General features: G+C 71.7%; 17 protein-coding genes, 2 tRNA genes and 1 pseudogene. 7 read left to right on the forward strand and 13 right to left on the reverse strand.

What is annotated here, in order from left to right; translation table 11 throughout:
* Window positions 1–27: 27 nt before the first annotated feature.
* Window positions 28–291 carry a cell division protein CrgA gene (gene crgA, locus CRP51_RS17600; protein ID WP_097232193.1) on the reverse strand — a complete coding sequence of 88 codons (264 nt, stop codon included), beginning with the start codon at window positions 289–291 and terminating at the stop codon, window positions 28–30.
* A gap of 121 nt (window positions 292–412) precedes the next feature.
* Between crgA and CRP51_RS17605 the strand changes: the two genes are divergently transcribed.
* From CRP51_RS17605 to CRP51_RS29590, 5 genes and pseudogenes are all read left to right on the forward strand, one after another.
* Window positions 413–1159, forward strand: a complete 747-nt coding sequence (locus CRP51_RS17605) for a DUF881 domain-containing protein (protein ID WP_097232194.1) — start codon at window positions 413–415, stop codon at window positions 1157–1159.
* Between the two features lie 99 nt (window positions 1160–1258).
* Entirely contained in the window at window positions 1259–1438 is a 180-nt protein-coding gene (locus CRP51_RS17610; RefSeq protein ID WP_097232195.1) for a hypothetical protein, read from the forward strand.
* Window positions 1435–2091, forward strand: a complete 657-nt coding sequence (locus tag CRP51_RS17615; RefSeq protein ID WP_097232196.1) for an aminodeoxychorismate/anthranilate synthase component II — start codon at window positions 1435–1437, stop codon at window positions 2089–2091. The genes CRP51_RS17610 and CRP51_RS17615 overlap by 4 nt, the downstream gene beginning before the upstream one ends.
* Window positions 2088–3560 (forward strand): class E sortase, encoded by a 1473-nt coding sequence (locus CRP51_RS17620; protein WP_097232197.1) that lies wholly within the window; start codon window positions 2088–2090, stop codon window positions 3558–3560. Before CRP51_RS17615 ends, CRP51_RS17620 begins: the two co-directional genes overlap by 4 nt.
* A gap of 366 nt (window positions 3561–3926) precedes the next feature.
* Window positions 3927–4676: pseudogene (locus tag CRP51_RS29590) on the forward strand (class E sortase); the annotation flags it as partial.
* A gap of 6 nt (window positions 4677–4682) precedes the next feature.
* Here the strand turns inward: CRP51_RS29590 and CRP51_RS17630 are convergent.
* Window positions 4683–5471 carry a hypothetical protein gene (locus tag CRP51_RS17630; RefSeq protein ID WP_097232199.1) on the reverse strand — a complete coding sequence of 263 codons (789 nt, stop codon included), beginning with the start codon at window positions 5469–5471 and terminating at the stop codon, window positions 4683–4685.
* Window positions 5472–5629: 158 nt separating this feature from the next.
* Window positions 5630–5702, reverse strand: a tRNA-Ala gene (locus CRP51_RS17635).
* Window positions 5703–5848: 146 nt separating this feature from the next.
* On the opposite strand from CRP51_RS17635, the gene CRP51_RS17640 reads away from it, so the two are divergent.
* Both CRP51_RS17640 and CRP51_RS17645 read left to right on the forward strand, forming a co-directional pair.
* The gene (locus tag CRP51_RS17640) at window positions 5849–6412 is read left to right on the forward strand and encodes a helix-turn-helix domain-containing protein (RefSeq protein ID WP_097232200.1); all 564 of its coding nucleotides are present in this window, start codon (window positions 5849–5851) and stop codon (window positions 6410–6412) included.
* A gap of 66 nt (window positions 6413–6478) precedes the next feature.
* Window positions 6479–7711 carry a serine/threonine-protein kinase gene (locus CRP51_RS17645; protein ID WP_097232201.1) on the forward strand — a complete coding sequence of 411 codons (1233 nt, stop codon included), beginning with the start codon at window positions 6479–6481 and terminating at the stop codon, window positions 7709–7711.
* A gap of 103 nt (window positions 7712–7814) precedes the next feature.
* Here CRP51_RS17645 and CRP51_RS17650 read toward each other — a convergent pair whose 3' ends face one another.
* The 10 genes from CRP51_RS17650 to dnaN form a co-directional block, all read right to left on the reverse strand.
* Entirely contained in the window at window positions 7815–9080 is a 1266-nt protein-coding gene (locus CRP51_RS17650) for a hypothetical protein (protein ID WP_097232202.1), read from the reverse strand.
* Between the two features lie 290 nt (window positions 9081–9370).
* Window positions 9371–9508, reverse strand: coding sequence for a DLW-39 family protein (locus CRP51_RS17655; protein ID WP_170184714.1), 138 nt, complete (start codon window positions 9506–9508; stop codon window positions 9371–9373).
* 126 nt (window positions 9509–9634) lie between these two features.
* Window positions 9635–9708, reverse strand: a tRNA-Ile gene (locus tag CRP51_RS17660).
* Between the two features lie 82 nt (window positions 9709–9790).
* A complete protein-coding gene (locus tag CRP51_RS17665) occupies window positions 9791–10426 on the reverse strand; it encodes a DUF3566 domain-containing protein (protein WP_097232203.1) in 636 nt (211 codons plus the stop codon).
* Between the two features lie 158 nt (window positions 10427–10584).
* Window positions 10585–13200, reverse strand: coding sequence for a DNA gyrase subunit A (gene gyrA, locus CRP51_RS17670; protein ID WP_097232204.1), 2616 nt, complete (start codon window positions 13198–13200; stop codon window positions 10585–10587).
* Between the two features lie 52 nt (window positions 13201–13252).
* Window positions 13253–15307 (reverse strand): DNA topoisomerase (ATP-hydrolyzing) subunit B, encoded by a 2055-nt coding sequence (gene gyrB, locus CRP51_RS17675; RefSeq protein ID WP_097232205.1) that lies wholly within the window; start codon window positions 15305–15307, stop codon window positions 13253–13255.
* A gap of 259 nt (window positions 15308–15566) precedes the next feature.
* On the reverse strand, window positions 15567–16136 hold the full coding sequence (locus CRP51_RS17680) for a DciA family protein (protein ID WP_097232206.1): 570 nt from the start codon (window positions 16134–16136) through the stop codon (window positions 15567–15569).
* Window positions 16137–16176: 40 nt separating this feature from the next.
* Window positions 16177–17340, reverse strand: a complete 1164-nt coding sequence (gene recF / locus CRP51_RS17685; protein WP_097232207.1) for a DNA replication/repair protein RecF — start codon at window positions 17338–17340, stop codon at window positions 16177–16179.
* Window positions 17341–17386: 46 nt separating this feature from the next.
* Complete coding sequence (gnd, locus tag CRP51_RS17690; protein WP_097232208.1) at window positions 17387–18265, reverse strand: phosphogluconate dehydrogenase (NAD(+)-dependent, decarboxylating); 879 nt, start codon at window positions 18263–18265, stop codon at window positions 17387–17389.
* A 97-nt stretch (window positions 18266–18362) separates the two neighbouring features.
* Window positions 18363–19493: a DNA polymerase III subunit beta gene (dnaN, locus tag CRP51_RS17695; RefSeq protein ID WP_097232209.1), complete on the reverse strand. Its 1131-nt coding sequence runs from the start codon at window positions 19491–19493 to the stop codon at window positions 18363–18365.
* Between the last annotated feature and the right edge of the window lie 771 nt (window positions 19494–20264).

A 20264-nucleotide genomic window follows, 5' to 3' on the forward strand; every position in this document is an offset into this window, starting at 1 on the left:
GAGGAGAGCCGCCGGACGCGCGTCCGGTCATTTCCACTGGGTGGAGACCACGAACCCCAGCGCGATGAAGCCGAAGCCGACCACGATGTTCCAGTCGCCCAGCGCACCGATCGGCAGGTCCGCCTTGGTCATGTAATAGACCACGATCCAGGCCAAGCCGATACCGAACAGCGCCAGCATCAGGGGGGCGACCCAGCTGCGCCCCGAACGCATGTCGAGCTTCGTCGTCGCCCGCTTCTCCGGGGGCGCGTAGCTGTCGTCCTTCTTCTTACGGACCCGAGACTTCGGCACGAGAGAGACTCCTGTCGATCGCGCTGCGCAAGGCGCTACCTGGTCGCGCTCCGAAGCGCGTAGCTGTGGGATCGTCGGCTAGCGTAGTCCTTCCGCGGCTGTTTAAGGAGACCAGGGTACGGTGAGGAATTTCCCCTTCCGCCGGGCCCGGCTCGGCACGGTCGCCGTCTTCGCCCTGGCGGGGCTCCTCTTCTGGGTGAGCTTCACCGTCTCGCGCGGCAACAACATCCGCACCGACGACTCCCTGCTCCAGATGTCCGACCTCATCCGGGAGCGGGAGCGTGGCAACGACGCCCTGGAGTCGTCGGCGGCCCGGCTCCGTTCCGAGGTGGAGGCCCTCACCGAACGGGACGCCGGCGCCGACCCCGAGCAGTCGCTGCGGCTGGACGCCACCGAGACCGCCGCCGGGCTGCACGAGCTGACCGGCCCCGGGCTCACCGTGACCCTCACCGACGCCCCGGCGGACGCCGAGCCGCTGGTACCCGGCGCCCCCGAGCCGACCCCCAACGACCTGGTCATCCACCAGCAGGACCTCCAGGCGGTGGTGAACGCCCTGTGGGCGGGCGGCGCGGACGGGGTGCGCGTCATGGACCAGCGGCTGATCTCCACCAGCGCGGTGCGCTGCGTCGGCAACACCCTGATCCTCCAGGGCCGGCTCTACTCCCCGCCGTACACCGTCACCGCCGTCGGCTCCACCGACCGCCTGCGTTCCGCGCTCGACGAGTCCCCCGCGCTGCGCAACTACCGGCAGTACGTGGACGCCTACGGCCTCGGCTGGGACGTCGCCGAGCACGGCTCGGTCACCCTCCCCGGCTACGAGGGCGGCGTCGCGCTGCGGCACGCCGAGCCACTGGAGCCCGGGGACTGACGCCGGGAGCCCGGGGATTGACAACGAGCCCCGCGCGCCCGTGCGCCGTCGTCGTACGCTTGGGGCACGCGGCGTCGCACGAGATGGGGACGGGAAGCCATGTACGGGTGGATCTGGCGACACCTGCCGGGCAACACGCTGGTCCGGGCGGTGCTCGCGCTGGCTCTGGCGCTCGGCGTGGTCTACCTGCTCTTCCAGTACGTCTTCCCGTGGGCCGAGCCGCTGCTGCCCTTCAACGACGTGACCGTGGACGACGCCCAAGGGGGGACCGACAGGTGAGCGCCACCCGCATCCTGGTCGTGGACAACTACGACAGCTTTGTCTACAACCTCGTCCAGTACCTCTACCAACTCGGTGCCGAGTGCGAGGTATCGCGCAACGACGCGGTCGAGACCGGTCATGTCGCCGAGGGCGGCTTCGCCGGGGTGCTGATCTCCCCCGGGCCCGGCACCCCCGAGCGGGCCGGAGTCAGCGTCCCGATGGTGCGGCACTGCGCGGAGAACGGAGTGCCGGTCTTCGGCGTCTGCCTCGGGATGCAGGCGATGGCCGCCGCCTACGGCGGGGTCGTCGGCCGGGCGCCCGAGCTGCTGCACGGCAAGACCTCCGAGGTGGTCCACGACGGCTCCGGCGTCTTCGAGGGACTGCCCTCGCCGCTGACGGTCACCCGCTACCACTCGCTGGCCGCCGAGGAGCCGCGGCTGCCCCCGGAGTTGCTGGTCACCGCCCGCGCGGGCGACGTGGTGATGGGCCTGCGCCACCGTGAACTCGCGGTGGAGGGCGTGCAGTTCCACCCCGAGTCCGTGCTCACCGAGGGCGGCCACCGGATGCTCGCCAACTGGCTGGCGCGCTGCGGCGACGCCGGCGCCGTGACGCGATCCCACGGGCTCGCCCCGATCGTGGGCCGGACGGGCCAGCAGGAGCCGGCGGCGTGAACACGTCGCGCCCGGGGGCGGGCGCGGAGTGGGACCCCCAGCGGGAGCCCTACGCGGACGACCCGTACCTGGCGGGAGAGCGGGGCGGCTATCCGGCGGACCCGTACCAGGCGGCCGTCGACGCGCTCAACGACCCGTTGGGCGACCCGCTCCCCGGCCAGCGGCCACCGGGGCCCGTGACCGACATCCCCGGCGACGGTTACCCGGCGCACGGGCCGGCACGGGTCCACGGCGGCCAGGGCGGGCACGAGGCGTACGGGGGCCAGCCGGGCGACGGCTACCCGGCGGGGCCGGGGGAGTTCGCGCACGGGAACCACCCCCCGGGCAACCTCGCGCCGGAGGGATACGACTACGAACCGCCGTTCGACGCCCCCGGCGGGCGACGGCCCGCGCGGGAACCGGACCCCGAGACCATGGGGCTCCAGGTGCCGTCGCGCGACGCCGGGGAGCACGACCCGGAGACCGTGGGGCTCCGGCGCCCCGACGACCTGCGCCCGCGTGCCGGGACGCCGGCCGAGGACGGCCCGTCGGCGCCCGAGGGCGGCGGCCGGGCGGCGCGCAGGCGCGCGGCGCAGCGCGCGGCGGAGCCCGAGCCGGCGGCCGCCGGCGGGCGCGCGGCCCGGCGCAGGGCCGCGAAGGGCGGCGGGCGCCGGGGCGGGGCCGAGCCGGCGGCCGCGTCCGCCGCGACCGCCGCGACCGCCGAGGCGGAGCCCGAGGTCACCGGAGGCCGCGCGGCGCGCCGCAAGGCGGCGAAGGCCGCGGCCAAGGCCGCCAAGCAGACCGGCACCGCGATCAGCAACTTGATCGGCGAACTCTTCATCACCACCGGCGTGTTGCTGCTGCTCTTCGTCGTCTACCAGTTGTGGTGGACCAACTACGAGGCGCGGGCCCACGCCAACAAACAGGCCACCGAGCTGGAGGAGCGCTGGAACTCCGGGGGCGACGGGGAGCGGGAGGAGAACCGCGACCCCGGCGTCTTCTCGGCGGGCGAGGGGTTCGCGATCCTCTACCTGCCGACGTTGGACGTGCGGGTCCCGGTGGCCGAGAGCGTCGACCCGGCGAGCGTGCTGGACAACGGCATGGTGGGGCACTACACGGAGGAGGACGGCCTTCCCACGGCGATGCCCTGGGACGAGGAGGGCAACTTCGGCCTGGCCGGCCACCGCAACACCCACGGCGAGCCGTTCCGCTACATCAACAACCTGGAGCCGGGCGACCCGATCGTCATCGAGACGGAGAGCACCTACTACACGTACGAGATGCGCAGCCGGCTCGACTCGACCTCGCCGTCCAACATCGAGGTGCTCGACCCGGTGCCCGAGCAGGGCGGTTTCGCGGAACCGGGCCGCTACATCACGCTCACCACGTGCACCCCGGAGTTCACCTCGACCTACCGGCTGATTGTCTGGGGAGAGCTGGCCGAGGAGAGCCCCCGTTCGGAGGGGAAGCCGGACGCCCTCGTCAACTGACCCAAGACGCGCCCGAAGACGCGACCGAAGACACGACGAAAGACGCGACGACTGCGGAGGACACCGGCGGTGCCGGAGGACAAAGAGAACCCGACCCCCGAGGGGGAGGCCAGCGCCTCCGCCGGTGCGTCGGACGACAGGACCGACCAGACCGACCAGACCGACCGGCCGGACGCGCGCGACGAGCCGGACGCGCGCGACGAGGGGGACGACTCCCCGGAGAACGAACCCCCGGAGAACGAGGCGCCGCCCGCGGACGAGGACGCCCGCCAGGCCGACCGGACCGACGAGGCCGACCGGACCGACCGGACCGACGAGGCCGACCAGACCAACCGGGCCGACGAGGCCGGGGACGCGTCCGATCCCGACGGGGGACCGGCGCCCCGCCCCGCCGGTCCGAGCCGCACCAGGCGGCGCGTCGCCGCCGCCGTCGGCGTCTTCGGCGAACTCCTGATCACCGCCGGCGTCGTCCTCGGTCTCTTCGTCGTCTACTCGCTGTGGTGGACCAACGTCATAGCCAACAAGGAAGCCTCCAGGGACAGCGACGCCGTGCGCGACAGCTGGGCCGCGCAGCCGGAGGAGGACGCCGACGACACCACGCCGCCCCGGGAGTTCGAGCCCGAGGACGGCATCGGCTTCCTGCACGTCCCGACCATGACCGGCAGCGAGATCCTGGTGAAGGAGGGCACCAACCCCGACACCCTCAACGGCGGCGTCGCCGGCTACTACACCGACCCGGTCGCCGCGGCCATGCCCTGGGACGAGGAGGGCAACTTCTCGATCGCCGCGCACCGCGACGGACACGGCGCGAAGTTCCACGACATCCAGGACGTCGAGGAGGGCGACCCGATCGTCTTCGAGACGAAGAACACCTGGTACATCTACCGCACCTACGCCGTACTGCCGGAGACCTCCAAGTACAACGTCGAGGTGCTGGACCCGATCCCCGAGGAGTCGGGCGCGACCGAGGCCAACAGGTACATCACGCTCACCACCTGCACCCCGGTCTTCACCTCCCGCCACCGCTACATCGTCTGGGGCGAACTGGAGCGCACCGAGCATGTGAACGCGGACCGCACGCCCCCCGAGGAGCTGCTGGCCGCCGCGGAGGACTGACCCGGCTCAGCCCTGGTCGCGCGCCAGACCGCTGCCGTCGGCCTCCATGGAGTACCGCCAGCGTCCGTCGCCCACGAGGGCGAACTCGATCCGCACGGGGCCGTTCCGGGCGCCGTCCTCGCCCCAGGTGCGCCGGACATGGATCTCGGTGGTCCCGGCCGGCTCCTCCCCGTTCTCGGCGACGTACTCCGCCGTCGCCCGCTCGTGCGCGGGCAGGATCTCGTCCCACGCCACCTCGTCCATCGAGAACTGCTGGCCCGCCGAGGACGGTTGGACGGCGTCGTTGCCCCGCCCCGCTTCGGTCACCTCGCCCTGCTGGTAGCCCCGCAGGCGCACCTGCCACTCGCCGGGTTCGACCGGCGCGCTCGCCCACACCGCCGACTCGTTGATCGTCACCTCGGTGACCCGCCGATGCCCGGCACGGTCGCCGAGCGCGGCCAACGCGTCCTCCAGCGCTTGGGGCTCCCGCAGGTCGACGGTGGGCTTGTCGTCCCCGATCGCCCGCACGCCATCGACGACCTCCCCCCGGGACGGGTAGACGGCCAGCAGCAACCCCAGCGTCAGCACCAGCGCACGCCCGACAGCCGAACCGGCCCCGCCCCTCCCCGGCAGCTCCAGCCTCCGCCCCGTCACCACCCGAGTGAGGACCCAGACCCCCGCCAGCGCCATCCCCACCAACGCCGGCCGGTTGTCGACTCCCGTGCCGCCGATGAAACGGGCGATCATGCCGCCGGCGATCAGCCCGACGCCGAGGAGCACGACAGCCGCCCCCAGCGGCCGCACCAAACGGTTCATGCCCCTATGCTGCCCGCGACGTTCCCCTACCGATCACGGAAACTCCCCCGCGACACCGTGGGCGGGGATGGTCGGCCCGGTGCCGACACGACGCCGGCACCGTCCGTGAAAAAAGCTCCCCTGCCCCGCGTTTCCGCAGGTCAGGAGAGCTTTCACAGTGGAGCCTAGGAGAGTCGAACTCCTGACATCCGCCATGCAAAGACGGCGCTCTACCAACTGAGCTAAGGCCCCTGGCGTGCCTTCGGGAAGGCCGTAGCCAAGATTACCCAATCTTCTCCCATGAGGCCGACCGGGTATCGCACCGGGGAAGACTCCCTCCGTAGGATGACGCGCAACTTCGCTCACGTGAAGCGATCAGGGGAGACAGGGGACACAGGATGGACGCGGTCCAACAAGAGTCGACCGAGAAGGCCAGGGAACAGCAGACCACCTGGTACGGCGAGCCCCTGGGAACGCTCTTCCGTCGGCTCATCGCCGACCTGGGGCTCAATCAGGCGCGGCTCGCGGGTGTGCTCGGTCTCTCGGCACCCATGCTCTCCCAACTGATGAGCGGCCAACGCGCGAAGATCGGCAACCCGGCCGTCGTCCAGCGCGTGCGCGCCCTCCAGGACCTCGCCGCCGAGGTGCGGGCGGGCAGGGTGAGTGCCGCCGAGGCGACCGGGGCGATGGACGACATCCGTCGGACGGCGGGCGGCAACGTGCTCAGCCCCGCCTCGACGACCACCCGTTCCAGCGGGGCCTCGGCCGTTCCCGCCAACCCCAGCAAGCGGGTGGTGCGGGAGATCCAGGCGCTGCTGCGCTCGGTCTCCGACGCCGCCGAGATCCAGAGCGCGGCCCGGCTGCTGGGGGACAGCCACCCCGAACTCGCCGAGTTCCTGCGGGTGTACGGCGTCGCCAGGACGCGGGAGGCCATCGAGCACTACGAGAGCCACCAGGGCTGAGCGCCCGCCCCCTGCCAACGGGCGGCGCCCCACGACGATGTACGGAAGCGGATCGGACACGAGGGCATGGGCGAGATCTTCGCGGGTCGGTACGAGCTGGTCGACCCGATAGGACGCGGCGGCGCCGGAGCGGTCTGGCGCGCCTTCGACCACCGGCGGCGCCGTTACGTCGCCGCCAAGGTGCTGCAACAGTCCGACGCCCACACCCTGTTGCGTTTCGTCAGGGAACAGGCGCTGCGCATCGACCACCCGCACGTGCTCGCGCCGGCGAGCTGGGCGGCCGACGACGACCAGGTCCTGTTCACCATGGACCTGATGGCCGGCGGTTCCCTCTCCCATCTGATCGGCGACTACGGACCGCTGCCGCCGAGCCACGTCTGCCTCCTCCTCGACCAGCTGCTGGCCGGGCTCCAGGCCGTGCACGACGAGGGCGTGGTCCACCGCGACATCAAGCCGGCCAACATCCTGCTGGAGGCGACCGGCACCCACCGCCCCCACCTGCGCCTCTCCGACTTCGGCATCTCGATGCGGAAGGGCGAGCCACGGCTCACCGAGACCAACTACGTGGTCGGCACGCCCGGTTACTTCGCGCCCGAACAGCTTGAGGGCGCGGAGCCGGACTTCCCGGCGGACCTGTACGCGGTGGGGCTGGTCGGCCTCTACCTGGCCACCGGCGTCAAGCCCGACTCCCAGGCGCTGATGGAGCGTTACGCGGGCGGGATGCCCACCGCGCCGAAGGGCGTGCCGGACGCGCTGTGGCAGGTGCTCGGCACGTTGTTGCAGCCGGCGCCCGAGGCGCGCTTCCGGACGGCGACGGGCGTGCGCCGGGCGCTCGCCTCGGCGCGCGAGCTGCTGCCGGACTCGACGTTGGAGCGCGAGGTCGTCGAGGTGTTCGACCAACTCGGGCCGCTGCCGGCCGGGTTCGGCCCGCAGGGGCCGGAGCGCGGTGCCGGCGCGGGGGGCGGCGCCGAGCGGGAGGCGACCGACGACGCCTCGGAGACCGGCAGTTACCGGATCGCGCCGCCCAGCTCCCAGGGCCCGCGCGGCGGTTCCCTGCCGACGCCGCCGATGGGCGCCGGGCCCTCGGGGGAGACCTGGGGCGGGCAGGAGACCGCGGACGTGCCGCACACGGCCGCCGCCCCCACGCCGACCACCGTCTCGCCGACCACGCCCCAGGGCACCACGGGCCCCATGCCGGTGCGCCGGCGCCCGGGGCCGCCGCGCGCGGTGGCGATCCCGGTGCTGCTGCTGGCGGCGGTCTGCCTCGGCTACGGCGTCTGGTCGCTGCTGACGGCCTGAACGGACCGCCCGGCCCGCGCACCCCGGGCGTTCCACGCGATGCGAGCGGCCGGCGGAGGCCGCTTCGGCGGCCGGCCCAGCCGGCCCCGCCCTGCCGGCCCGCTCAGCCGGCCCAGGGCGCGGGCCCCGCGGCGGCCAGGGCGCGGCGCCTGCCGATCAGGTACCAGGCGCCGATGCCCAGGCCGAGCGCCAGCCCGACGCCGACGGAGAGATAGCCGCGCTGCCGCTTCTCGTCGCTGGCGCGCTCGGCCGCCAGCTCCTCGTCCGTCTGCCCCTTCGCGGCCTGCGAGACCATCTCGTCGGAGACGCCGAAGCCGGCCTCCACCGCGTCGGTGGCGTAGGACGGCCCCGGCTGGGCGTCGCCGAGCACCGACACCCGCAGGGTCGTCCCCACCGGGTCCTCGGTGACGTCGGCGACCTCGGGGCTCAGGGTGACCAGCAGGTAGTACCAGCCGGCGAACGCCATCCGGTCGACGCCTTCGGTGTCCTCGAAGCGGTTGCCGTAGTGCACGCCGGGGGTGAGCGCCTCGATGCTCAACTGCTCGCCGTCGTAGTACTCGGAGAGCGGGTCGTCGACGCGTCCCGCCGCCGGGTTGTACAGCTCGGCCCGCACCTCGCCGTAGGCCGAGGAGAACTCCTCGGCGTCGGCGGCGTTGCCCATGTCGAGTGTCAGCGCGAGCTGTTGGCCCCAGTCCAGGGGCACGCGGTAGGCGCGCGTGGTGCCGGCGGCTATGTCGTCGCGCCAGACGCCCTCGCCGATCGGCTGGGCGTCGTTGAAGCCGGTGCCGCCGGAGACCCGGACGGCCTCGCCCCCGGGCGGGGCGGGCTGCTCGCTCTCCCAGCTGTCGACGGGCGGCGCGGACTCCGGGAGTTGGCTGAGCCTCGGCTCCTGGCCGAAGCGCAGCTCGATGGGCCACTCGCCATGGTCCGTGCCGTCCATCCTGGTCACGGTGTACAGATAGGTGCCGGCGCGCTGGCAGTCGGCGCCCTGCGCCACGACCCGCCCGGCCCAGACGGTGATCGGCCGGGGCGGCGCGTCGGAGCCGGTGCCGAACCGCCGGTCGCCGTCCGAGCAGGTCTCGTTGTCGGTGGTCAGCAGCTCGACCTCGACGCCGTCGCTGGCGCTGACGGCGGCCCCGTGCTCCGGCACGACGACCGTGGTCAGATAGGCGCTCGATCCCTCGTCGAGGTCGACCGCGTAGTGCAGCGTCTCGCCGGGGGCCAGCCGGTCGGTGTAGATCCCGCCGGGCTCCAGCTTGGGCGCGTCAGCGCTGCTGGCCGCGCCCTCGACGGCGCGGGCTTCGGGGGCGAACGCGTAGGACGTCGACGCCGGGACCTCCGCGGCGACCGTGGTCGCCGACGATCCCACGAGCAACAACGAGCAACCGACCGCCGCAACTCCAGCGCTGGCGCGCATTCTTCCCGTCCCCCGCTCTCCGGCGCGACCGCCGGGTCCTTCCCTGCCGTCCACCAGCACCGTACGAGTTCGCGGTCGCACACAGAACTGCGTACCGTGTCACGGTCCGGCCACAACCCGGGGCCCGCCCCCGCCCCACCCCGCGGGACGCCGAGACAGCGAACCGCCCCCGGGCCCACCGCCGTCGGGCGGCAGGAACGCGGAGGCGGCATGAGTCCAGTGTCAGTCCGTGGCGCGGCGCCTCAGGCGCCCGTGGAGCCGGCCGGCACGGAGTCGGTCGCCTCCGTCCACAGATCCTGCTCGGCCTTGTCCGCTTGGATCTGGCGGTAGACCAGCAGCCCGCCGATGGCGGCCACCGCTACCAGGAGGAGCTTCTTCACCGCGCTACCTCGTCCTTCTTAACGTGATCGGACCATTGGCGCCCGATGATACCTTCGCGAAACTCGATGCCATCGGCCGCTACGTCAAACGGCCCCGGTCACTGTGGACCGGGGCCGTCATGACGGTGGGGCTAACAGGACTTGAACCTGTGGCCTCATCCTTATCAGGGATGCGCTCTAACCATCTGAGCTATAGCCCCGCGTGCTCCGCAAGGCTAGCGCATGGCCGCCCCCGCGCCCAAATCGGAAAGCGGGCCCGACGAACGGGCGGCGGGCGCCGCCTCACTCGTCCTCGGCGAGCGTCACCTCGACGCCGCCGACGAAGCCGGCGGAGAGGTTGTAGAGGAAGGCGCCCAGCGTGGCCAGCGCGGTGGCCAGCACCACGTCGATCACGGCGATCACCGAGGTGAAGATCAGCACGCGCGGCAGCGAGAGGAAGGACTCCAGGTCGAATCCGCTGTCGTTGTCGGTCTCGGTGGCCTGGGTGATCGTTTCGCCGATGGTGGAGAAGACCCCCATGCCGTCCATCACCATCCACAGCACCGAGACGGCGATCACGGTGCAGATGCCCAGGGCGATCGAGAGCAGGAAGCTGACCTTCATCACCGACCACGGGTCGGCCTTGGCCACGCGCAGCCGCGCCTTCCGCACCCGGGGCACGGTGCGCGCTCCCGTGCGCGGGCGGCGCACGCCGCCGCCCTGGGTGCTCGGTCCCGAGGCGCCGGGCGCGGAGCCCGTGCCGGAGCCGGAACGCTGCTGCGTGGGCTGCTGTCCGACGGTCGGCGCGTTCCCGGGGGGCGCCGGGGGCGTCGGATACGCCTGGGGCGGGTGGTAGTGCTGCTCTGCCGGGGTGCCGTATCCCTGGCCCTGCGAACCGCCCTGCGAGTGCGAGGAGTCCGCGGGTCTGGCACTGGTCATCGTCGTTCCCCCATGGGAAGGGTCGCTAGCGGATTCCTGGGCCCGGGGAGCACCGTCCCCGTGGCCCGAGCCGTGGCCGCCCCCGGCGGGATGTCGGGGGGACGCGGCGTTCGTTCACTCCCGCCGCCCCCGGGGGCGCCCACGGCTCCACTCACGTACTACTCCTCGTCGGCGACGGGCGCGGCGCCCGCGGCGGGCTCCGGCCTGTCCTCGGCGACGGACTCGGCGACGGACTCGGCGTCCGTGTCCTCGGCGTCGACCTCCTCGGCCTCCCGACCCGCCTCGGCGTTCCGCGCGATGCCCACGACGGCGTCGCGCTTGCCGAGGTTGATCAGCTGGACGCCCATGGTGTCACGGCCGGTCTCCCGGACCTCGTTGACCCGCGTGCGGATCACCCCGCCGCCCAGCGTGATGGCGAGGATCTCGTCCGTCGGGTCGACCACCAGGGCGCCCACCAGGGAACCCCGGTCCTCCACGATCTTGGCCGCCTTGATGCCGAGACCACCGCGGCCCTGGACGCGGTACTCGTCCACGGGCGTCCGCTTGGCGTAGCCGCCGTCGGTCGCGGTGAAGACGAAGGTACCGGCTCGGACGACATTCATCGAGAGCAGCTCGTCGCCCTCGCGGAAGCTCATCCCCTTCACGCCCGAGGTCGCGCGGCCCATGGGGCGCAACGAGTCGTCGGTGGCCGTGAAACGGATCGACTGGGCCTTCTTGCTGATCAGCAGCAGATCGTCCTCGGGCGAGACCAGCTCGGCACCGATCAGTTCGTCGTCACGTCCGTCCGGCATCTCGCGCAGGTTGATCGCGATGACGCCGCCCGAGCGGGGCGAGTCGTAGTCCTTGAGGACGGTCTTCTTCACCAGGCCGGACTTGGTGGCCAGCACCAGGTACGGCGCCGCCTCGTAGTCCCTGACCGCGAGGATCTCGGCGATCTGCTCGTCCGGCTGGAACGCCAGCAGGTTGGCCACGTGCTGCCCGCGCGCCTCCCGCCCGGCGTCCGGCAGCTCGTACGCCTTGGCGCGGTAGACCCGCCCCTTGTTGGTGAAGAAGAGCAGCCAGTGGTGGGTGGTGGAGACGAAGAAGTGGTCGACGATGTCGTCCTCGCGGAGCTTGGTGCCCCGCACGCCCTTGCCGCCCCGCTTCTGCGCCCGGTAGTCGTCGGTCTTGGTGCGCTTCACATAACCGCCACGGGTGATCGTGACGACGATGTCCTCCTCGGCGATCAGGTCCTCGATGGACATGTCGCCCTCGAAGGGCACCAGCTGGGTGCGCCGGTCGTCGCCGTACTTCTCGACGATGGCGGCCAGCTCCTCGCCGATGATCTCCCGCTGCCGCTCGGGCGAGGCGAGGATCGCGTTGTACTCGCGGATCCGCGCCTCCAGCTCGTTGCGCTCGGCGGTGATCTTCTGGTGCTCCAGGGCGGCCAGCCGGCGCAGCTGCATCTCCAGGATCGCGTTGGCCTGGATCTCGTCGATGCTCAGCAGCCCCATCAGGCCCTGGCGCGCCACGTCCACCGTCTCGCTGCGCCGGATCAGCGCGATGACCTCGTCGATCGCGTCCAGCGCGGCCAGCAGGCCGCGCAGGATGTGCGCCCGCTCCTCGGCCTTGCGCAGCCGGTAGCGGGTGCGCCTGACCACCACGTCGATCTGGTGGGCCACCCAGCAGCGGATGAACGCGTCCAGCGACAGGGTGCGCGGCACGCCGTCGACCAGCGCCAGCATGTTGGCGCCGAAGTTGGTCTGGAGGTCGGTGTGCTTGTACAGGTTGTTCAGCACGACCTTGGCGACCGCGTCCCGCTTCAGCACGATCACCAGGCGCTGGCCGGTGCGCGAGGAGGTCTCGTCGCGGACGTCGGCGATGCCGTTGACCCGACCGTCCTTGACCAGCTCGGCGATCTTCTGCGCGAGGTTGTCCGGATTGACCTGGTAGGGCAGCTCGGTGACCACCAGGCACTGCCGGCCCTGGATCTCCTCGACCTCGATGACGGCCCGCATGGTGATCGAGCCGCGCCCGGTGCGGTACGCCTCCTCGATGCCCTTGCGGCCGACGACCAGGGCGCCGGTCGGGAAGTCGGGGCCCTTGATCCGCTCGATCAACGCTTCCAGCAGCTCGTCCGGATCGGCGTCCGGGTGCTCCAGGTACCACTGGGCGCCGGCGGCCACCTCCCGCAGGTTGTGCGAGGGGATGTTGGTCGCCATGCCGACCGCGATGCCGGCCGAGCCGTTGACCAGCAGGTTGGGGAAGCGCGACGGCAGCACCGTCGGCTCCTGGTTCCGGCCGTCGTAGTTGTCCTGGAAGTCGACGGTCTCCTCGTCGATGTCCCGGAGGGTCTCCATGGCCAGCGGGGCCATGCGGCACTCGGTGTACCGCATGGCGGCGGCCGGGTCGTTGCCCGGGGAGCCGAAGTTCCCGTTGGAGTCGACCAGCGGCATCCGCATCGCCCAGGGCTGCGCCAGCCGCACCAGGGCGTCGTAGATGGAGGTGTCGCCGTGCGGGTGGTACGTGCCCATCACGTCGCCGACGACGCGGGCGCACTTGTAGTAGCCGCGCTCGGGGCGGTAGCCGCCGTCGTACATGGCGTAGAGCACGCGCCGGTGGACGGGCTTGAGGCCGTCGCGCACGTCGGGGAGCGCCCGGGAGACGATCACGCTCATCGCGTAGTCGAGGTAGGAGCGCTGCATCTCGGTTTCGAGCGTCACCGGCTCGATCCGCAGCGCGCCCGGGTCTGTGCCCTCGGGGGTCGGCGGGGTGGGGGGGGTCTCGTCGGCCATTGCTGTGGGTCCGATTCCTTTCAAACGGCGGTGATGGGCCGGATGGCCGGCGTCAGATGTCCAGGAACCGGACGTCCTTGGCGTTGCGCTGGATGAACGAGCGCCTGGCCTCGACGTCCTCGCCCATCAGGATCGAGAAGAGGTCGTCGGCGGCGGCCGCGTCGTCCAGCGTGACCAGGCGCAGCACCCGGTGGGCCATGTCCATGGTGGTGATCCGCAGCTCCTCGGCGTTCATCTCGCCGAGGCCCTTGAACCGCTGGATCGAGTCCTCCTTGATCCGCTTGCCGCGCTCGCGGCCCAGCCGGATCAGGCTGTCGCGCTCGCGGTCGGAGTAGGCGTACTCGAACTCGTCGCGGCCCCACTTGATCTTGTAGAGCGGCGGCTGGGAGAGGTAGACGTGGCCGGCCTCGACCAGCGGGCGCATGAAGCGGAACAGCAGCGTGAGCAGCAGCGTGTTGATGTGCTGCCCGTCGACGTCGGCGTCCGCCATCAGAATGATCTTGTGATAGCGGAGCTTCGAGATGTCGAAGTCCTCGTGGATGCCGGTGCCGAAGGCGGAGATCAGCGCCTGGACCTCGGTGTTCTGGAGGACCTTGTCGATCCGGGCCTTCTCCACGTTGAGGATCTTGCCGCGGATCGGGAGGATCGCCTGGTACTGCGGATCGCGGCCGGACTTGGCGCTGCCGCCCGCGGAGTCGCCCTCGACGATGAAGATCTCGCTCTTGGTGGCGTCGTTGGACTGGCAGTCGCTGAGCTTGCCCGGCAGCGAGGCCGTCTCCAACAGGCCCTTGCGGCGCGTGAGGTCGCGGGCCTTGCGGGCGGCGACGCGGGCGGTGGCGGCCTGGATGCCCTTGCGGATGATGTCCGCGGCCTCGGTCGGGTTCCGGTCGAGCCAGTCGGTGAAGTGCTCGTAGACGATCCGCTGCACGAAGGTCTTGGCCTCCGTGTTGCCCAGCTTGGTCTTGGTCTGGCCCTCGAACTGCGGCTCGCCCAGCTTCACCGAGATGATCGCGGTGAGGCCCTCCCTGATGTCCTCGCCCGTCAGGTTGTCGTCCTTCTCGCGCAGCAGCTTCTTCTCCCTGGCGTACTTGTTCACCAGGGCGGTGAGCGCCGCCCGGAAGCCCTCCTCGTGGGTGCCGCCCTCGTGGGTGTGGATCGTGTTGGCGAAGCTGTAGACACCCTCGCTGAACTGGGTGTTCCACTGCATCGCGATCTCCACGGAGATCTTGCGCTCCACGTCCTCGGAGTCGATCTCGATCACCGAGGCGTGCACCGGCTCGCCCTTGCGGGAGTTGAGGTGGCGCACGAAGTCGGAGATGCCGCCCTCGTAGTGGTAGGTGACCCGGCGCGGCTCGTCGTCGGCCGGCGCCGCCGAGTCGGCGCCCGAGGTCTGCTTGGCCGCAGCGCGCTCGTCGGTGAGGCTGATCGTGAGCCCGCGGTTGAGGAAGGCCATCTCCTGGAAGCGCCGGGAGAGCGTCTCGAAGGAGTAGTCGGTGGTCTCGAAGATGTCGCCGTCGGCCCAGAAGCTGACCGTGGTGCCGGTCTCCTCCGTCTCCTCGTGCCGCGCCAACGGGGCGGTGGGGACGCCCGTCACGTAGTCCTGGGTCCACCGGTGGCCGTCGGTCCTGACCTCGACCTCGACCCGCGTCGAGAGCGCGTTGACGACGGAGACGCCGACGCCGTGCAGACCGCCCGAGACGGCGTAGCCGCCGCCCCCGAACTTGCCGCCCGCGTGCAGCACGGTGAGCACGACCTCCAGCGCCGGCTTGCCCTCCGAGGGGACCATGCCCACCGGGATGCCACGGCCGTTGTCGACCACGCGGATGCCGCCGTCGGCCAGGATCGTCACGTCGATCCGGTCCGCGTGACCGGCGAGCGCCTCGTCGACGGAGTTGTCCACGACCTCGGTGACCAGGTGGTGGAGCCCGCGTTCGCCGGTGGACCCGATGTACATGCCCGGCCGCTTACGGACCGCGTCCAAGCCCTCCAGCACCGTGATCGCGCTGGCGTCGTAGGAGGGGGGAACGTCCGTCGAATCGGCGGAGGACGAGATGTTCTGGTTGGCATCGCCGGAATCGGCCACGAAGCGCCCTTTCTGGCACAGCACAAGCCGGCTCCGACTCTGGGGAGCGGCTGCGTCGTTCGACATGGTCCGCAACGGGGCGGTGCTTCTCAGTCTACCGCTAGCGCGAACCGTAACGGCGGTTTGCCGGGCTCTCAGTCCGCATGTGCCGCCCTCAACCCGCCTCCGACGACTCCCCATATGTGACCGGGGCCCCTGATCCGTTCACAACGGCGCTCAGCGCTTCCGCCTGTCAACCGCCGGGGACGTGACCGGGATCACTCCGGATGACCCGCGTCCGGCCCTACCCGTAGGTGTCTCCCGGCCCTCTGGACCCGGGAGCGCGCAGGCGTCCCGAGGGCCGCGCGGGGGCCGTCGGACCCTTCACCTTGATCAACTTCACGGTGCCCCGGCCGAGATCGTCGTTGAGCCGTGCCAGCAGCTGGGGCGCCAGAAGACGCAGCTGGGTGGCCCACGCGGTGGCGTCGCAGCGCACCGTCAGCACCCGGCTCTCCTCGTCGTAGCTCTCCGGGGCGCAGTGCTGCGCCACCTCGGGCCCCACCAACTCCGGCCAGCGTCCCAGCACTCCGCCGACCGCCAACGGCATCTCCCAGCCGCGCTCCTCGGTCAGCCGCGCCACGGCGGCGCCCAACGGCAGCGGATCGCGTCCGCCGGCGCGCGCGCCGGAGCGCAACCCGCCACGGCGCGCGTCCCTGCGCTGCCGCACAAAAGCGCCGCGCTCCCGCGCGCGCTCCTTCGCGGCGCGCAACGCGACCCGCGCCAGGTCGACACCGGTCGCCTCCGCCGGCTCCGGCCTCGCGGGACCGTCCGGGGCGGGCGCCCCGCCGCGCGCCGCCTCGCGCGCGCCCTCCACAGCCGGTGGACGGCCGCCCGCCTCCGGCCGGCGCCCCGGCTCAACCGGCCACGACACGGGCCACCTCCCCGTCGGCGACCTCGAAGCGCGCCCCGTCCAGGATCTCCGGCACGTCCTCCGGCACCGCGGCCGTGACCAGGACCTGCTCGGCGGAGGCCACCAGCTCGGCCAGCCGGTGGCGCCTGCGCGCGTCCAACTCCGCGAAGACGTCGTCCAGCACCAGGACCGGCTCGGGCCCCTCCTCGCGCAGCAGCCCGTACGAGGCCAGCCGCAGCGCCAGCGCCAACGACCAGGACTCGCCATGGCTGGCATACCCCTTCGCCGGCAACGCGCCGAGCCGCAGCAGCAGATCGTCCCGGTGCGGCCCGACCAGGGTCACCCCGCGCTCGATCTCCCGCTTCCGTGCCTCGGCCAACGCCCCGGCGAGCAGGGCCACATACCCCTCGCGGTCGTCCGGCGCCGGACCGGCGGCCGCGCCCTCCCCGGCGCCCTCGCCGTCCGTCGAGGCCCGGTACTCCAGCACCACGGGGCCGCCGCCGGGCGCGACCTCCTCGTACGCCTTGTCGGCCAACGGCCGCAGCGCCTCCAGCAGCCCCAGCCTCGCCCGCACCAACTCGGCACCCACCCGGGCCAGATGCTGGTCCCAGACGTCCAGCGTCGACAGGTCCATGCCGCGCCCGCCGTGGCGCCTGGCCATCGCGGCGGACTTCAACAGCGAGTTCCGCTGCTTCAACACCCGCTCGTACTCGGCGCGCACGCCCCCCAGCCGGGGCGCGCGCGCCGTCACCAGCTCGTCGAGGAACCGTCTGCGCTCCGCCGGGTCCCCCTTGACCAGCCGCAGGTCCTCGGGCGCGAAGAGCACGGTGCGCACGATGCCCAGCAGGTCGCGGGGGCGGACCTGGTTCGAGCGGTTGAGCCGGGCCCGGTTGGCGCGGCCCGGGTTCACCTCCAGCTCGACCAGTTGCTGGCGCTCCCCCTCGCGCACCATCGCGCGCAGCACGGCGCGCTCGGCGCCCATCCGCACCAGGGGCGCGTCCGAGGAGACGCGGTGGCTGCCGAGGGTCGCCAGATAGCCGACGCCCTCGACCAGGTTGGTCTTGCCCTGGCCGTTGGGCCCGACGAAGCAGGTGACGCCGGGCCCCAGCTCGACCTCGGCCCGGGCGTAGGACCGGAAGTCGGCCAGCGACAGATGTGTCAGATGCACGGCGGTGGCCCAACCTCCCCGATCGCTCCGCCCGTTGCCGCGTCCGCTACGAGGAGCTCCGCACGGCGTGGCCGCCGAACTGGTTGCGCAGCGCGGCGACCATCTTCATCTGCGGCGAGTCCTCCTGACGCGAGGAGAACCGCGCGAAGAGCGAGGCGGTGATCGCCGGAAGCGGCACCGCGTGGTCCACCGCCGCCTCGACCGTCCACCGGCCCTCGCCGGAGTCCGCGGCGTAGCCGCGCAGCCGCTCCAGGTGCTCGTCGTCGTCGAGCGCGCGCACCGCCAGGTCCAGCAGCCAGGAACGGATCACCGTGCCCTCCTGCCAGGAACGGAAGACCTCGCGGACGTCCGTGACCTCCTCGGCCGCCTCCAGCAACTCCCAGCCCTCGGCGAACGCCTGCATCATCGCGTACTCGATGCCGTTGTGCACCATCTTGGCGAAGTGACCGGCACCGACCTTGCCCGCGTGGACCGCGCCCGCCTCGCCCGGGGGCTTCAACGCGTCGAAGACCGGCTGGACACGGGCGACATGCTCCGCCTCGCCGCCGTACATCAGGGCGTAGCCGTTCTCCAGGCCCCAGACGCCGCCGGAGACCCCGCAGTCGACGAAGCCGATCGACTTCGCGGCCAGCTCCTCCGCGTGCCGGGCGTCGTCGGTCCAGCGGGAGTTGCCCCCGTCGACCACCACGTCGCCGGGGGAGAGCAGCTCGCCCAGCTCGTTGACCACCGACTGCGTCGCCTCGCCGGCCGGCACCATCAACCAGACCACGCGGGGCGCGGCCAGCGCGTCCACCATCTCGCGCAGGCTGTGGACGTCGGCGGTCTCCGAGTCGGGGGCGTACCCCACGACGGTGTGTCCGGCCCGGCGGATGCGCTCGCGCATGTTGCCGCCCATGCGGCCGAGGCCGACGAGACCCAGCTCCATCAGGACTCCTTCGTAGCGTTGTTCCTGAGGCCGAGCCTACGCCCGCCCCCGCGCGCACACCTGCGGGGGCGGGCGCTCAAAAGCGCAGATCAGCGCGTCAGCCGCTGAGGCGGACCGGCATGATCAGGTACTTGTAGCTGTCGTCCGCCTCCGCGTCGACCGCCGGCCGGCCGCTGAGCAGCGCGGGCTTGGTGGAGGTGGTGAACGAGAGCTGGGCGACCGGGGAGTCGATCGCGCTCAGTCCCTCCAGCAGGAAGCCCGGGTTGAAGGCGATCGAGATGTCGTCGCCCTCGAGCTGCGCGTCCACCCGCTCCACAGCCTGTGCGTCGTCGCTGGAGCCTGCCTCCAGGATCAGCACGCCCTGCTCGAAGTTGAGCCGGACCGGGGTGTTGCGCTCGGCGACCAGCGAGACGCGCTTGACCGCCTCGACGAACGGCGCCGTCTCGATCACGGCGACCGAGTTGAACTCGGTGGGGAAGAGCGTGCGGTACTTCGGGAGGTCACCCTCCAGCAGCCGCGTGGTGGTGCGCCGGCCGGCGCCCTCGAAGCCGATCAGGCCCTCGCCGGCACCGGAGCCGGAGAGCGCCAGCGCGACCGTGTCGCCGCCGCTGAGCGACTTCGCCGTGTCCAGCAGTGTCTTGGCGGGCACCAGGGCGACGGCGGAGATGTCGGCCACCTCCGGCTTCCACAGGAACTCCCGCACCGCGAAGCGGTACCGGTCGGTCGACGCGAGCGTGACCGTGTCGCCCTCGATCTCGACCCGGACGCCGGTGAGCACCGGCAGCGTGTCGTCCCGGCCGGCCGCGATGGCCACCTGGGAGACGGCGGAGGCGAAGACCTCGGCCGACACCGTGCCCGTGGCCGTGGGCATCTGGGGCAGCGCCGGGTACTCCTCGACCGGGAGGGTGTGGAGGGTGAACCGCGAGGAACCGCAGACCACCGTGACCCGCACGCCGTCGGTGGAGATCTCCACCGGGCGGTTGGGCAGCGAACGGCAGATGTCGGCCAGCAGCCGGCCGGAGACCAGGACCGTCCCCTCGTCCTCCACGTCGACCTCGACGGAGACCCGCGCCGAGACCTCGTAGTCGAAGCCGGAGAGGCTCAGGGCGCCCTCCTCGGCCTTCAGCAGCAGCCCCGCGAGCACCGGCACCGGCGGCCGGGCCGGCAGGCTGCGGGCGGCCCACGCCACCGCCTCCGCGAGCACATCGCGTTCCACCCGGATCTTCACTTCAGCCGCCTCCCGCAGTTGCTGGCCGCTCGTCGCCTTCGACTTCCTGTTGGGCCACCAGTCTGACGCACGGCACTGACAGTAGGTGCTTCGGCGAGTCAAATCGAGGCGCGCCGGGTAGGACCTGCCCGGGCCACGTTGTGCACAGCCCCCACTTCGAAACGAGTCTCCCGGCTTATATCCGTAGTCGTAGTAGTAGGGCCTGTGGAAACCGTGGATAACCCTGATTCCCCTGGTCAGCGCCGGTTTTTTGTGCACAGGCCCTGTGGGCGCAGCGGTGGATGAAGCAGCACCTCCTGTGGACGGCGGCGCGTTGTGCACAGGCCATCCCCAGGTCGACCCGAGTTCTGCACAGCTCCGTCCCCAGTTTCGGAGCCCTTACCCACAGGCCCGTCGGCAGCTTCCTGTGACCTGATTCACTCGACCCGGTGAGGCGGCGCGTTAGGTTGCCGAACAGTGGATAAACCTGTGGATTGGCTGTGCACAACTCCCCGTTTCCTGTGGGTAGCTGGCCTCCCCCGGTGGACAACGCCGAACGGCCCCGGAGGGCCCGGAGGTTCGTCCACAGGTTGTGGAAGCTCGTGCTCCACACATCCACAGGCACCTGACCTGCGGAACTCCCGTTCTCTCCGGCCGTCTGTGGACGGAGTTCTGGACGACACGCCAACCTCACAGGGTGTGGATGGCGACAACTCGCCGAATCTGTGGGAAACCCGCGAAACCATGGTGGCTCAGCTCGCTAATCGAACAGGCCCCGGGAGACGAAACCTC

This window comes from Streptomyces zhaozhouensis, assembly GCF_900230195.1.
In the GTDB taxonomy this organism is placed as follows: domain Bacteria; phylum Actinomycetota; class Actinomycetes; order Streptomycetales; family Streptomycetaceae; genus Streptomyces; species Streptomyces zhaozhouensis.